Raw genomic sequence first — 13762 nt, 5'->3', positions numbered from 1 at the left:
GGCTCTACAGCGGCACTTGGCCACGAAACAGATAGGAAGACCTTTCAGCCTAAGATGGGGTTAGGCCCGGGAAAAAACAAGCGTGCCAGTCGGAAAAGAAAAGGGGCCCGAAGGCCCCTGCTCTTTCATGCCTCAGGCGCAGCCTTGGCTGGCTTTTCGCTGTTCTCGTAGATCATCAGGGGTTGCGACGAGCCATCGATGACACTCTCATCGATGACCACCTTGCTGACATCCTGCTGGGAGGGAATCTCGTACATGGTATCGAGAAGGATACCTTCGAGAATTGAACGCAAGCCACGTGCACCGGTCTTGCGTTCGAGCGCCTTGCGGGCAACCGCCTTGAGGGCGTCCGGACGGAATTCGAGGTCGACGCCTTCCATCTCGAACAGCTTGGCGTACTGCTTGGTGAGAGCGTTCTTCGGCTCGGTCAGGATCTGCATGAGCGCAGCCTCATCGAGTTCATCAAGAGTCGCGATCACCGGCAAACGCCCTACAAACTCGGGAATGAGACCGAACTTGACGAGATCTTCCGGCTCGACTTCCTTGAACGCCTCGCCGACCTTCTTGCCCATCTCCTGACTGCGCACTTCGGCATTGAAACCGATGCCGCCGCGCGCGGAACGGTTCTGGATGACCCGCTCCAGACCGGCGAAAGCGCCGCCGCAGATGAACAGGATGTTGCGCGTATCGACCTGCAGGAACTCCTGCTGCGGATGCTTGCGACCGCCCTGCGGCGGTACCGAGGCAACGGTGCCCTCGATGAGCTTCAGCAGGGCCTGCTGCACACCCTCGCCGGAGACGTCGCGAGTGATGGAGGGGTTGTCCGATTTCCGGGAAATCTTGTCGATCTCGTCGATGTAGACGATGCCCATCTGGGCCTTCTCCACATCGTAATCGCACTTCTGCAAGAGTTTCTGGATGATGTTCTCGACATCCTCGCCCACGTAGCCCGCTTCCGTCAGCGTGGTCGCATCGGCGATGGTGAACGGCACGTTCAGCAGACGTGCGAGGGTCTCGGCCAGCAGGGTCTTGCCCGAGCCGGTTGGGCCGATCATCAGAATGTTGCTCTTGCCGAGCTCGATATCGTCCTTCTTGTCACGCTGGTTGAGGCGCTTGTAGTGGTTGTATACCGCTACCGCCAGAACCTTCTTGGCCCGCTCCTGCCCGATCACGTACTGATCGAGGATGGTGCGGATCTCTTTCGGCGCCGGAAGTTTGTGCCCACTACTTTCCGCCTGCGCTTCCTGCACCTCCTCGCGGATGATGTCATTGCACAGGTCGACACACTCGTCGCAGATAAAGACCGAGGGGCCGGCAATCAACTTGCGCACTTCGTGCTGGCTCTTGCCGCAGAAGGAGCAATACAGCAGCTTGCCGTTGTCCTCGCCGTTGCGGGTATCAGTCATTCGATCGATCCAATGGGTAGCTTCAAACACAAGATGAAGGCAATTGTGGGCATTTTCAAGCCCACGAGGCGGCCGAATGTCTCGACCGCCAGTATTGCGGAGCCTTAGACGGCCAGGTCGCGCTGGGTCATGACCTTGTCGATCAGGCCATACTTGACGGCTTCGTCACCGCTCATGAAGCGGTCACGATCGGTATCGCGGGCAATGACGTCCAGGGGCTGGCCGGTGTGGTGCGCCAGGATCTGGTTCAGACGCTCCTTGATGAAGAGGATTTCCTTGGCATGGATCTCGATATCCGAGGCCTGGCCCTGGAAACCGCCCAGCGGCTGGTGGATCATCATCCGCGAATGCGGCAGGCAGTAGCGCTTGCCGGCGGCACCGCCCGCAAGCAGCAGGGCACCCATGCTGCACGCCTGACCGATACAGGTGGTCGAGACGTTGGGCTTGATGAACTGCATGGTGTCGTAGATGGACATCCCGGCAGTCACCGAGCCACCCGGCGAGTTGATGTAGAGATGAATGTCCTTCTCGGGATTTTCAGCCTCCAGGAACAGCAACTGGGCAACCACCAGGTTGGCCATGTAGTCCTCGACCTGGCCGACCAGGAAGATGATCCGCTCCTTCAGCAGGCGCGAATAGATGTCGTAGGCGCGCTCGCCGCGGGCGGACTGCTCCACCACCATGGGCACCAGGCCACCGGCGGCCTGGATATCGGGAACGTGCGGAATAAAAGAGTTGCGAGACATGTCTTGCGATCACTCCCTAACAGATAGTGAAGCCTCAAAGACGCACAAGCCAGCACTAAGGCTGGCTTGTGGGATTCGAACGAGAGGAACGAATCAGGCCGCTTGCGGAGCTTCGGCCGGCTTGACCGCTTCTTCGTAGGATACCTGCTTATCGGTCACAGTGGCCTTTTGCAGGACAGTATCTACGACTTGTTCTTCCAGTACAACAGAACGGACTTCGTTCAGCTGGGGCTCGTTCTTGAAGTACCAGGCGACGACCTGCTCGGGCTCCTGGTAGGCCGAGGCCATTTCCTCGATCATTTCGCGAACGCGACCTTCGTCGGCCTTCAGCTCGTGCTGCTTGACCACTTCGGCGACGATCAGGCCCAGCACCACACGGCGCTTGGCCTGCTCTTCGAACAGCTCGGCCGGCAGTTGGTCAGGCTTGATGTTGCCACCGAACTGCTGGACGGCCTGCACGCGCAGACGGTTCACTTCGTTGCCGATCAGGGCCTTGGGCACTTCGATCGGGTTGGCCTGCAGCAGACCTTCCATGACCTGGTTCTTGACCTTGGACTTGATCGCCTGGCGCAACTCGCGCTCCATGTTCTTCTGCACTTCGGCGCGGAAGCCATCGAGACCGGTTTCCTTCACGCCGAACAGAGCGAAGAACTCTTCGTTCAGTTCCGGCAGCTTGGGCTCGGCTACGCTATTGACGGTAACGGTGAACTCGGCAGCCTTGTTGGCCAGGTCCAGGTTCTGGTAGTCCTCGGGGAAGGTCAGGTTGAGCACGCGCTCTTCACCGGCCTTCGCCCCCACCAGCCCTTCTTCGAAGCCGGCGATCATGCGACCGGAGCCCAGCACCAGCAGGGTGCCCTTGGCGGAACCGCCGGCGAAGGCTTCGCCGTCGATCTTGCCGACGAAGTCGATGTTCAACTGGTCATCGTTCTGGGCGGCACGCTCGACCACTTCGAAACGGGTGTTCTGCTTGCGCAGGACATCGAGCATGTTGTCGACATCAGCATCGGAAACTTCGGCCTGCAGGCGCTCGACCTTGATGTCTTCCAGGCCGGAAACGGTAAATTCCGGGAAGACTTCGAAGGTTGCGATGTATTCCAAGTCCTTGCCTTTCTCGAAGGACTTGGGCTCTACCGACGGCGAACCGGCCGGATTCAGCTTCTGCTCGACCACGGCTTCGTAGAAGGTTTCCTGAATCAGATCGCCCATGGCTTCCTGGCGCGCGGAAGCTTCGTAGCGCTGACGAATGACACTCATCGGCACCTTGCCGGGGCGGAAACCTGGAATCTTGGCACGACGGGCGGTCTGCTGCAGACGCTTGTTGACTTCGGTCTCGATACGCTCGGCAGGCACACCAACGGTCATGCGGCGCTCAAGAGCGGAAGTGCTTTCAACAGAAACTTGCATGGATATTCCTCGTTGCACAGACGTAAGCCGGTCCTTCCGGCTCCCAGAATCAAGGGCATGCATTCTAGTAGAGGGAAAAGCAGAAGTCACCCCGCCAGGGTGCAGGCGGATCCCCGGGGTGTTTCCGGCCGCTTCCGCCGATCGCAGCCCGGTCTCGAACGAGTCGCTGGAGCTTCGCCGGAAGCGGGTGCATATAATGCCAGCCGATTCCGCTCCGACCGATGAAACCCTATGGACTGCCCTACCCTCAGCAAGGTATTGCTCGTCGAAGACGACCAGAAGCTCGCCCGCCTGATCGCCAGCTTCCTTTCCCAGCATGGTTTCGAAGTGCGCCAGGTGCATCGCGGTGATGCCGCGTTCGCCGCTTTCCTCGACTTCAAGCCGCAAGTGGTGGTTCTCGACCTCATGCTCCCCGGACAGAATGGTCTGCAGGTGTGCCGGGAGATCCGCCGGGTCGCGAACCTGCCGATCCTCATACTCACCGCCCAGGAGGACGATCTCGATCACATCCTCGGCCTGGAGTCCGGCGCCGACGACTACGTGATCAAGCCGATCGAGCCACCGGTACTGCTCGCCCGCCTGCGCGCCCTGATGCGCCGGCACGCGCCCCTTCCCGCCTCCCCGGAAAGCCTGACATTCGGCAAGCTGAACATCGACCGACGGCGGCGCGAAGCGGAACTCGAAGGCCGCGGCATAGAACTGACCACGATGGAGTTCGAGCTGCTCTGGCTGCTGGCCAACCAGGCAGGGGAAATACTTTCCCGCGACGAGATCCTCAACCAGATCCGCGGCATCGGCTTCGACGGCCTGAACCGCAGCGTCGACGTCTGCATCAGCAAGCTGCGCAATAAACTGAAGGACAATCCGCGCGAGCCGGTCCGGATCAAGACCGTCTGGGGCAAGGGCTACCTGTTCAACCCGCTGGGCTGGGAACTCTGAATGCTGCGCCTGTTCCTGCGCCTCTACCTGCTGCTGGCCCTGGGGTTCGCTGCCGCGATCTTCGTGGTCGACCATGTCATCGACGCGTTCTACGACAGCATCGTCGAGAACTATCACCGCGACGCCGTTCGCGGCCAGGCCTATTCGCTGGTGGAAAAGCTGGCCCCGCTGGACCAGGCCGGACGCCAGCGACAGCTCGAAGACTGGCGTCCCCACTACGGGCTCGAGCTGAGCCTGACGGATGCCAGGCAGGCGAAGCTGACGCAGGAAGAGCAGGCCCTCCTCGACAAGAACCTGCTGGTGGTACGCGAGGACTTTACGGAATTCATCAGCCGCATCGACGCGGGTCCGCAGCTGCTCGACATCAAGCTGCCGCCGGAACCCTCGCTGACCCCACTGTTCACCGTGCTGGCCTACATCCTGCTCGGCGTGCTGGTCGGCATCGCCCTGCTGGTATGGGTCCGCCCGCACTGGCGCGACCTCGAGACCCTGCGCCTGGCCGCGCAACGCTTCGGCGATGGCGACCTGTCATCGCGCACGCGCATTTTCCGACGCTCCGATATCCGCACCCTGGCCCAGCACTTCAACCAGATGGCCGACCGCATCGAAAGCCTGATCAGCAACCAGCGCGAACTGACCAACGCGGTATCCCACGAATTGCGCACGCCGATCTCCCGCCTGTCCTTCGAACTCGAGCAATTGAACAAGCAGGTCGACGCCGAAGTACGCCACGACCTGATAGAGGACATGCGCGCCGACCTCGGCGAACTGGAGGAAATGGTCTCCGAACTGCTGACCTACGCCCGCCTGGAGCACGGCAACGTCGGGAGCCACCGGGAAATCGTCGACGCCGCGAGCTGGCTGGATAGCGTCGTCGCCGACGTCGCCCTGGAAGCCGAAGCCGCCGGAGTCACCTGCGAGATCAGCGCCTGCCAGGTCGAACAGATCCGCATCGAGCCTCGCTTCATGGCGCGCGCCGTGATCAACCTGTTGCGCAACGCCATCCGCCACGCACACTCGCGCGTCGAAATCGCCCTCCTCGATCAAGGCGACAGCTGTCAGATACGGGTCAACGACGACGGCCCCGGGATACCGGCGGACGCCCGGCAGAAGATCTTCGAACCCTTTTCGCGCCTGGACGACAGCCGCGATCGCAGCACCGGCGGATTCGGCCTGGGCCTGGCGATCGTCCGCCGGGTCGCGCAATGGCATGGCGGCTATGCGGAAGCGCTGGAAACGCCGCAGGGAGGCGCCTCCTTCCGCCTGACCTGGGAGCGACCCCGCTGACAGCGGAGGCTTAACAATCTTTCACAGATTGCTGACAAAGCCGTAAGGATTGCCAGCCAGGCCCGCCCTAGCATGGGACACCTCGCCTTTCCGCCAGGTATTCCATGTTTCGCGCCATGCACCTTCCCCTTCTCGGCTGCCTGCTCGGCACCAGCGGCTGCCACGGCCTGCCACCCGCCCCGCCAGTGCCGAGCGCCGCCGTGGGCAACTACGGCGAGGTCATCGACTATCTGCAACGCCACATCCGCCGGGAAATGGAAAGGCAGGACGTGCCCGGCCTGGCCCTGGCATTGGTCGACGACCAGCAACTGGTCTGGGCCCGCGGTTTCGGCTATGCCGACCGACAGCACAGGATCAACGCCAGCGAGCACACCGCATTCCACGCCGGCGACCTGTCCAAGCTACTGATCGCCAGCGCGACCCTGCAACTGGCCGAACGCGGCCAACTCTCTCTCGACGCTCCGCTCCAGGACACCTTGCGCGAGTTCTACGTACGCTCACGCTTCCATGCCGACCAGAGCGAGGCGGATCGCGCGATCACTTTCCGCCGGCTGCTCAGCCATCAGTCCGGCCTTCCTGGCGAACACCTGCCGCCCCTGTTCGGCGAACGCCCGAACTCACTCGGCCAACTGCCGGCGAAAGTATCCGGTGTCTGGCTGAGCAATCCGCCGGGAACCCAGGTCGCCTATTCCAACCTTGGCTACGAACTGGTCGGCGCAGCCATCGAGCGCAACACCGGAAAGCACTTCGAGCAGCACATGCGCGAGCACCTGCTGGAGCCTTTGCAGATGACCCGCTCCAGCTTCGCCAGGAACGCCCTGCCCCAGGCGCAACGCGCCCACGGCTACAGCGGCGGCGGTCGCCCCGGCTCCGCCAGCGACCTCCCGGTCAACGATCTGTGGAGCAGCCCGGTCGACCTCAGCCGCTTCGTCCGCATGCTGTTCGCCAACGGGCGCCACAAGGAGCGCCAGCTTCTCAGGAAACACTCCGTCGAGGAGATGTTCCGCCAGCAGAACGCCGGCAATGCCCTGGACTTCGACTGCCAGGTGGGCCTGGCCTGGTTCCTCAGCCCGTGCGGCTCCGCGCCGCTGGAAGGGGGCATCCGTCACTATGAGTACGCCAGCGCCACCCCAGGATTCAGCGCCCACCTGGTTCTGCTGCCGGAACAGCGCCTCGCCGCCATTGTCATGAGCAACGCCGATGACAGCGGTTCGCTCACCGCCTCCCTGGCCCGGCAAGCGGCATCGCTCATGCTGCAGGTCAGGCAGGGCGCTCGTCGCCCCGCCGTACAGCCCACCCCCGCGCGCGCGCCCGCACTGAAGGTGCCGAGCCGGGAGGACCGGCGACAGCTATACGGTCGCTACGCAACCCGCCAAGGCCAGGTTCGCCTGTACGAGCGCAGGGGTCGCCTGTACGCAGATTTCGGCGAACAACGCGTGGAACTGTTGCGCGACACCTCGGGCTGGCTGCAGATGAGAAAAAGACTGCTGGGATTCTGGCCCGTCGGCGTGGACAGCGCCGGACAGTTGCAACTGGACGTGGTCAGCTACGGCCAACGCCGAATCCTGGTGTCCCGCCGCCACGGCCAGGCCGCCTACCTCGGCGAGCGCATCGAGCCGACACCCCTGCCCCAGGCCTGGACCGAAGCCGTCGGCACCTACCGCGTCGCCAGCACGGGCCGGCACAGCTACCTGAACGGCCTGAGCATCAGGATCGAAGACGGCTTCCTGCTGGTGCGCGGGCAAGCCGGAGGAACCCGCTCCGGCGAGTTCATCCTGCAACCCATCGACAGCGCACACGCCGTCCTGGCCGGCAGCGGCCAGGGCCTGGGAGACACCTTCAGTCGCGACTTCGACGGTCTGAACGCGCTCGGCTACCGCTTCGCCCAGCAAGACACCAAGGCACGTCCCTGGCCGCAACGGAAGGAGTCCCCATGAGAAACCCCTCCCTGTGCCTCGCCGGCACGCTCGCCAGCCTCTGCTCCGCCGCTGACGCCGAAGAGTGGCATGACAGCATCGGCCTGGGCGCCCAGGTGAAACACCGTTTCTGAAACGCACCGAGAGAGAATACGAACATGTTCACCGCCTTCGCCTTCCGCGGCCGCCAACCTTATACCGTTCGCCGGAACACAGCCCAGGGCGCGACCTTGCGCCCGAAACTGGCGAACCGGCCGGATGCGCCGACTTCCGCCGGGAAGTCCTGAACTGCGGAGCGTCTACGGCCTCATTGGCAACGGATCACGCCGCTGGCGATTTCGTCGTCGATGGAGCGCAGCGCATCGGCATCCTGGTGCATCTGCTCGATCACCTCGAGCAGGCGCTGCGCCAGCTTCGGATCGTTCGCCCGCTCGACGGCGCGCATGACCTCGACCGCAGCCGATTCATGATTGTTCGCCATCTGCTTGAGAGCCTTGCGCAAGCGCTGCTCGGTCCATTTCATCGACATGTCGCTTCACCCAGACTGCATATACGGACCCGCCAGGAACGACGGGCTCGCTTAAGAGCGCCGGAGCTGGAACAAGTTCAACCTGCCGTCGCCCCATGAGGGCGGGCTGGGTGCCGGAAAGACAAGCGGAGAAGAGATCGTGAAGCGCAAACGAAAACGCCAGGCACAAGGCCTGGCGCTTCGAAATATGGGGTGGACGATGGGAATCGAACCCACGACACCAGGAGCCACAATCCTGTGCTCTACCAACTGAGCTACGCCCACCATATCGTGAATCGTGCCGGACGCTCCGGCTTCAACCGCAGCGGCCGGACAAGCCGAGCCTGAAGGTGGTGCGGACGGAGAGACTCGAACTCTCACGCCTTGCGGCGCTGGAACCTAAATCCAGTGTGTCTACCAATTCCACCACGTCCGCGGGACACTGCTTGGAAATGAAAACGCCAGGCCTCGGGCCTGGCGCTTCGAAATATGGGGTGGACGATGGGAATCGAACCCACGACACCAGGAGCCACAATCCTGTGCTCTACCAACTGAGCTACGCCCACCATATCGTGAATCGTGCCGGACGCTCCGGCTTCAACCGCAGCGGCCGGACAAGCCGAGCCTGAAGGTGGTGCGGACGGAGAGACTCGAACTCTCACGCCTTGCGGCGCTGGAACCTAAATCCAGTGTGTCTACCAATTCCACCACGTCCGCGGGACACTGCTTGGAAATGAAAACGCCAGGCCTCGGGCCTGGCGCTTCGAAATATGGGGTGGACGATGGGAATCGAACCCACGACACCAGGAGCCACAATCCTGTGCTCTACCAACTGAGCTACGCCCACCATATCGTGAATCGTGCCGGACGCTCCGGCTTCAACCGCAGCGGCCGGACAAGCCGAGCCTGAAGGTGGTGCGGACGGAGAGACTCGAACTCTCACGCCTTGCGGCGCTGGAACCTAAATCCAGTGTGTCTACCAATTCCACCACGTCCGCGGGACACTGCTTGGAAATGAAAACGCCAGGCCTCGGGCCTGGCGCTTCGGAATATGGGGTGGACGATGGGAATCGAACCCACGACACCAGGAGCCACAATCCTGTGCTCTACCAACTGAGCTACGCCCACCATATTACGACTTGCGGTAAAACATCGCCTGCTTCTTGCCGATTCGCCGAATGGCGCACCCGGCAGGACTCGAACCTGCGACCATCCGCTTAGAAGGCGGATGCTCTATCCAGCTGAGCTACGGGCGCTTTATTCATCTGCATTCAATGCTGAGCGCAAACTTTAAGCTCTGGCAATCACAAAGTCAGCAACCGACTTGCATTACCTCTTACCCTGCGTCCGGCTGTGCTCGGCAAGCGGGGCGCATGTTATACAGGGGGCGAAAGGCCGTCAACGGGTTTTTTAAAAAAATTCAGCTATATAAAGGAGTTACGGCAAATCCGCGGGTCGCCTCCTTTGCCCCGGGCGGCGTCCATGCGAAAATGCGCGTCCTTTTTCCACCCGATTCGATGGTTACCCTTCCGACATGACCGCACAACTGATCGACGGCAAAGCGATCGCCGCCAACCTTCGCCAGCAGATAGCCCAACGCGTGACCGAGCGCCGCCAGCAAGGCCTGCGCGTTCCCGGCCTGGCGGTGATCCTGGTCGGCACCGATCCGGCCTCTCAGGTCTATGTGGCGCACAAGCGCAAGGACTGCGAGGAAGTCGGCTTTCTCTCCCAGGCCTACGATCTTCCCGCCGAAACCAGCCAGGACGACCTGCTGGCCCTGATCGACCGCCTGAACGACGACCCCGCCATCGACGGCATCCTGGTCCAGCTACCCCTGCCCGCCCACCTGGACGCCTCCCTGCTGCTGGAGCGTATCCACCCGGACAAGGACGTGGACGGTTTCCATCCCTACAACATCGGCCGCCTGGCCCAGCGCATGCCCCTGCTGCGCCCCTGCACCCCGAAAGGCATCATGACCCTGCTCGCCAGCACCGGCGCCGACCTGTACGGCATGGACGCGGTCGTGGTCGGCGCCTCGAACATCGTCGGCCGGCCCATGGCTCTGGAGTTGCTGCTGGGTGGCTGCACCGTCACCGTGACCCACCGCTTCACCCGCGACCTGGCCGACCATGTGTCGCGCGCCGACCTGGTGGTGGTCGCTGCCGGCAAGCCGGGACTGGTCAAGGGCGAGTGGATCAAGGAAGGCGCCATCGTCATCGACGTCGGCATCAACCGCCAGGCCGACGGCCGTCTGGTCGGCGACGTGGAATACGAGGTGGCGGCGCAACGCGCCAGCTGGATCACCCCGGTGCCGGGCGGCGTCGGGCCGATGACCCGCGCCTGCCTGCTGGAAAATACCCTGCACGCCGCCGAACACCTGCACGACTGAGGTCGCCGGTAATGAAAAGCCCCGCGAACGCGGGGCTTTTCATTTATCGCTGCGGGTTCAGTCGGCCAGGCGCCAGGTAGTGCCGCCCTTGCCATCCTCCAGCACCACGCCCATGGCGGTGAGCTGGTCGCGAATCCGGTCGGACTCCGCCCAGTTCTTCGCCGCCCGCGCCTCCAGGCGCGCCTGGATCAACGCCTCGACCTCGGCCGCATCGACCTTGCCCTCGGCGCCCGCCTGCAGGAAGGCTTCCGGCTCCAGCTGCAGCACCCCCAGCAGGCCAGCCAACTGCTTCAGGCGCGCGGCCAGCGCGGCCGCCGCCGACAGGTCGCTTTCGCGCAGACGATTGACCTCCCGCGCCAGCTCGAACAGCACCGAGCAGGCACCCGCGGTATTGAAGTCGTCGTCCATCGCCGCGGCGAAGCGCTCGACATACTCCGCCGCTTCCGCCGGCGCCGCCTCGGGCAGCCCCTTGAGCGCGTTGTAGAAACGGTCCAGGGCCGCCTTGGCCTCGCGCAGGTTCTCCTCCGAGTAGTTGATCGGACTGCGGTAATGGCTGGCGATCAGCAGGTAACGCACCACTTCGGGGTGATATTTCTCCAGCACTTCGCGGATGGTGAAGAAATTGCCCAGCGACTTGGACATCTTCTCGCCGTTGATGGTGATCATCCCGCAGTGCAGCCAGGACTTGGCGTAGGGCTTGCCGGTCGCGGCCTCGCTCTGGGCGATCTCGTTCTCGTGGTGAGGGAACTCCAGGTCGTTGCCACCGCCATGGATGTCGAAGGAATCGCCCAGGCAGCAGGTGGACATCACCGAGCACTCGATGTGCCAGCCCGGGCGCCCCTCGCCCCAGGGCGACGACCAGCTCGGCTCGCCCGGCTTGGCGCCCTTCCAGAGCACGAAATCGAGCGGATCCTCCTTCGCTTCGCCCGGCTCGATCCGCGCACCGATGCGCAGGTCCTCGACCCGCCGCCGCGACAACTTGCCGTAGCCAGCGAACTTGCCGACCCGGTAGTACACGTCACCGTTGCCCGGCGCGTAGGCATAGCCCTTGTCGATCAGGGTCTGGATCATCGCGTGCATGCCGGCGATGTGATCGGTGGCGCGCGGCTCCTGGTCCGGCTTGAGGATGTTCAGCCGGGCCTCGTCCTCGTGCATCGCCGCGATCATGCGCTCGGTCAGCACATCGAACGGTTCGCCGTTCTCGTTGGCGCGATTGATGATCTTGTCATCGATATCGGTGATGTTGCGCACGTACGTCAGGTCGTAGCCACGGTGGCGCAACCAGCGGGTGATCACGTCGAACGCCACCATGCTGCGGCCGTGGCCCAGATGGCAGTAGTCGTACACGGTCATGCCGCACACGTACATGCGCACCTGGTTGCCGACCAGCGGCGTGAAGACTTCTTTGGTCTTGCTCAGCGTGTTGTAGATCTGCAGCACGGTTTTTCCTCAGCCCTGTCCCCAGGAGTCACGCAGGGTGACGGTACGGTTGAACACCGGCTTGCCCGGCCTGGAGTCCTTCAGGTCGGCGACGAAATAGCCTTCGCGCTCGAACTGGAAGCGATCCTCCGGGTTCGCCTGGCCCAGCGACGGCTCGGCGCGACAGCCGGTCAGTACCTGCAGGGAGTCGGCGTTGATGTTGTCGAGGAAGCTGCCGCCCTCTTCCGCCTTCTCCGGATTGGCCGAGCGGAACAGCCGATCGTACAGGCGCACTTCGCACTCGACGCTGCCCTCGGCCGGCACCCAGTGGATCACGCCCTTGACCTTGCGGCCTTCCGGGTTCTTGCCCAGGGTGTCCGGATCGTAGCTGCAGCGCAGTTCGACGATATTGCCGTCGGCATCCTTGATCGCTTCGTCGGCACGGATCACGTAGCTGCCGCGCAGACGCACCTCGCCACCGGGGATCAGGCGCTTGTAGCCGGCCGGCGGGACTTCCTCGAAGTCACCGGCATCGATGAACAGCTCGCGACCGAACGGCAGTACGCGCACTCCCATGTCTTCCTTCGGATGACGCGGCAACTCGAGGTTCTCCACCTGCCCTTCGGGGTAGTTGGTGATCACCACCTTGAGCGGTTTCAGCACGCACATGGCACGCGGCGCGGTGGCGTCCAGGTGGTCGCGGATGCTGAACTCGAGCATGCCGATGTCGACCACGCCGCTGGCGCGGTTCACCCCGATCATCTCGCAGAAGTTGCGGATCGACTCCGGGGTATAGCCGCGGCGGCGATAGCCGGACAGGGTCGACATCCGCGGATCGTCCCAGCCGCTGACATGGCCTTCGTCGACCAGTTGCTTGAGCTTGCGCTTGCTGGTCACGGTGTAGTTCAGGTTGAGCCGGGAGAATTCGTACTGGCGCGGTTGCGCAGGCACCGGCAGGTTGGCCAGGAACCACTCGTAGAGCGGACGATGGTCTTCGAATTCCAGGGTGCAGATCGAATGGGTGATGCCCTCGATGGCGTCCGACTGACCGTGGGTGAAGTCGTAGCTCGGGTAGATGCACCACTTGTCGCCGGTCTGGTGGTGATGCGCATGGCGGATGCGGTACAGGATCGGGTCGCGCAGGTTCATGTTCGGCGAACCCATGTCGATCTTCGCCCGCAGCGAACGGGCGCCGTCGGGGAACTCACCGGCCTTCATGCGGGCGAACAGGTCGAGGTTCTCCTCCACCGAACGGTCACGGTAAGGGCTGTTGCGGCCCGGCTCGGTGAGGGTACCGCGGTATTCGCGCATTTCCTCGGGACCGAGGTCGCAGACGAACGCCTTGCCGGCCTTGATCAGCTCGATGGCCCAGGCATGCAGCTGGTCGAAATAGTTGGAGGCATAGCAGACCTCGCCGGACCACTGGAAGCCCAGCCACTTGATGTCGGCCTCGATGGCATCGATGTACTCCTGGTCTTCCTTGGCCGGGTTGGTGTCATCGAAGCGCAGATGGCAATCGCCAGCGAATTCCTGGGCCAGGCCGAAGTTCAGGCAGATCGACTTGGCGTGGCCGATGTGCAGGTAACCGTTGGGCTCCGGGGGGAAACGGGTGACGATCTTCGCGTGCTTGCCGGCATCCAGGTCGGCTTGAACGATCTGGCGCAGGAAGTTCGGGGCGGCGGTGGTCTCTGGCTTGCTCATGGGATCCTTGGTCATGCTCTCGCCCGACCAGGGTAGGCCGGGCAAAT

Annotated in this window: 10 protein-coding genes and 8 tRNA genes; 4 read left to right on the top strand and 14 right to left on the bottom strand. The window is 63.1% G+C overall.

All coding sequences use genetic code 11. From position 1 onward, the window contains the following. Nucleotides 1–125: 125 nt before the first annotated feature. The 3 genes from clpX to tig all read right to left on the bottom strand — a co-directional run bounded on the left by clpX (nt 126) and on the right by tig (nt 3556). On the bottom strand, nt 126–1406 hold the full coding sequence (clpX, locus tag LT948_RS11365) for an ATP-dependent Clp protease ATP-binding subunit ClpX (protein ID WP_003087924.1): 1281 nt from the start codon (nt 1404–1406) through the stop codon (nt 126–128). Between the two features lie 104 nt (nt 1407–1510). Next, the gene (gene clpP, locus LT948_RS11360) at nt 1511–2152 is read right to left on the bottom strand and encodes an ATP-dependent Clp endopeptidase proteolytic subunit ClpP (protein ID WP_003098129.1); all 642 of its coding nucleotides are present in this window, start codon (nt 2150–2152) and stop codon (nt 1511–1513) included. Nucleotides 2153–2245: 93 nt separating this feature from the next. Beyond that, a complete protein-coding gene (gene tig / locus LT948_RS11355; protein ID WP_003087920.1) occupies nt 2246–3556 on the bottom strand; it encodes a trigger factor in 1311 nt (436 codons plus the stop codon). 231 nt (nt 3557–3787) lie between these two features. On the opposite strand from tig, the gene parR reads away from it, so the two are divergent. From parR to LT948_RS11340, 3 genes are all read left to right on the top strand, one after another. Then, nucleotides 3788–4495 carry a response regulator transcription factor ParR gene (parR, locus tag LT948_RS11350; RefSeq protein ID WP_003087915.1) on the top strand — a complete coding sequence of 236 codons (708 nt, stop codon included), beginning with the start codon at nt 3788–3790 and terminating at the stop codon, nt 4493–4495. Then, nucleotides 4496–5782, top strand: coding sequence for a sensor histidine kinase ParS (gene parS, locus LT948_RS11345; protein WP_003087912.1), 1287 nt, complete (start codon nt 4496–4498; stop codon nt 5780–5782). 104 nt (nt 5783–5886) lie between these two features. Further along, on the top strand, nt 5887–7719 hold the full coding sequence (locus tag LT948_RS11340) for a serine hydrolase domain-containing protein (protein WP_073657177.1): 1833 nt from the start codon (nt 5887–5889) through the stop codon (nt 7717–7719). A 286-nt stretch (nt 7720–8005) separates the two neighbouring features. Here LT948_RS11340 and LT948_RS11335 read toward each other — a convergent pair whose 3' ends face one another. From LT948_RS11335 to LT948_RS11295, 9 genes are all read right to left on the bottom strand, one after another. Beyond that, nucleotides 8006–8227 (bottom strand): hypothetical protein, encoded by a 222-nt coding sequence (locus LT948_RS11335; RefSeq protein WP_003087901.1) that lies wholly within the window; start codon nt 8225–8227, stop codon nt 8006–8008. 188 nt (nt 8228–8415) lie between these two features. Next, nucleotides 8416–8491, bottom strand: a tRNA-His gene (locus LT948_RS11330). Nucleotides 8492–8557: 66 nt separating this feature from the next. Further along, nucleotides 8558–8642, bottom strand: a tRNA-Leu gene (locus tag LT948_RS11325). A 54-nt stretch (nt 8643–8696) separates the two neighbouring features. Beyond that, a tRNA-His gene (locus LT948_RS11320) sits at nt 8697–8772 on the bottom strand. Nucleotides 8773–8838: 66 nt separating this feature from the next. Further along, nucleotides 8839–8923: transfer RNA gene (locus LT948_RS11315), tRNA-Leu, on the bottom strand. Nucleotides 8924–8977: 54 nt separating this feature from the next. After that, nucleotides 8978–9053, bottom strand: a tRNA-His gene (locus LT948_RS11310). 66 nt (nt 9054–9119) lie between these two features. Next, nucleotides 9120–9204: transfer RNA gene (locus tag LT948_RS11305), tRNA-Leu, on the bottom strand. 54 nt (nt 9205–9258) lie between these two features. Then, a tRNA-His gene (locus LT948_RS11300) sits at nt 9259–9334 on the bottom strand. Nucleotides 9335–9385: 51 nt separating this feature from the next. After that, nucleotides 9386–9462: transfer RNA gene (locus LT948_RS11295), tRNA-Arg, on the bottom strand. Nucleotides 9463–9740: 278 nt separating this feature from the next. On the opposite strand from LT948_RS11295, the gene folD reads away from it, so the two are divergent. Next, nucleotides 9741–10595: a bifunctional methylenetetrahydrofolate dehydrogenase/methenyltetrahydrofolate cyclohydrolase FolD gene (folD, locus tag LT948_RS11290; RefSeq protein ID WP_003087898.1), complete on the top strand. Its 855-nt coding sequence runs from the start codon at nt 9741–9743 to the stop codon at nt 10593–10595. Between the two features lie 57 nt (nt 10596–10652). On the opposite strand, the gene cysS is transcribed toward folD, so the two are convergent. Both cysS and LT948_RS11280 read right to left on the bottom strand, forming a co-directional pair. Then, nucleotides 10653–12035, bottom strand: coding sequence for a cysteine--tRNA ligase (gene cysS / locus LT948_RS11285; RefSeq protein ID WP_003113587.1), 1383 nt, complete (start codon nt 12033–12035; stop codon nt 10653–10655). A gap of 9 nt (nt 12036–12044) precedes the next feature. Next, nucleotides 12045–13715 carry a glutamine--tRNA ligase/YqeY domain fusion protein gene (locus tag LT948_RS11280; protein ID WP_003139945.1) on the bottom strand — a complete coding sequence of 557 codons (1671 nt, stop codon included), beginning with the start codon at nt 13713–13715 and terminating at the stop codon, nt 12045–12047. Nucleotides 13716–13762: the final 47 nt, after the last annotated feature.

This window comes from Pseudomonas sp. CP-1 (assembly GCF_021213715.1).
Lineage (GTDB): Bacteria > Pseudomonadota > Gammaproteobacteria > Pseudomonadales > Pseudomonadaceae > Pseudomonas > Pseudomonas aeruginosa.
Note: the sequence above shows the minus strand (reverse complement) of the source record. Positions and strands in the feature narration are given on the sequence as shown.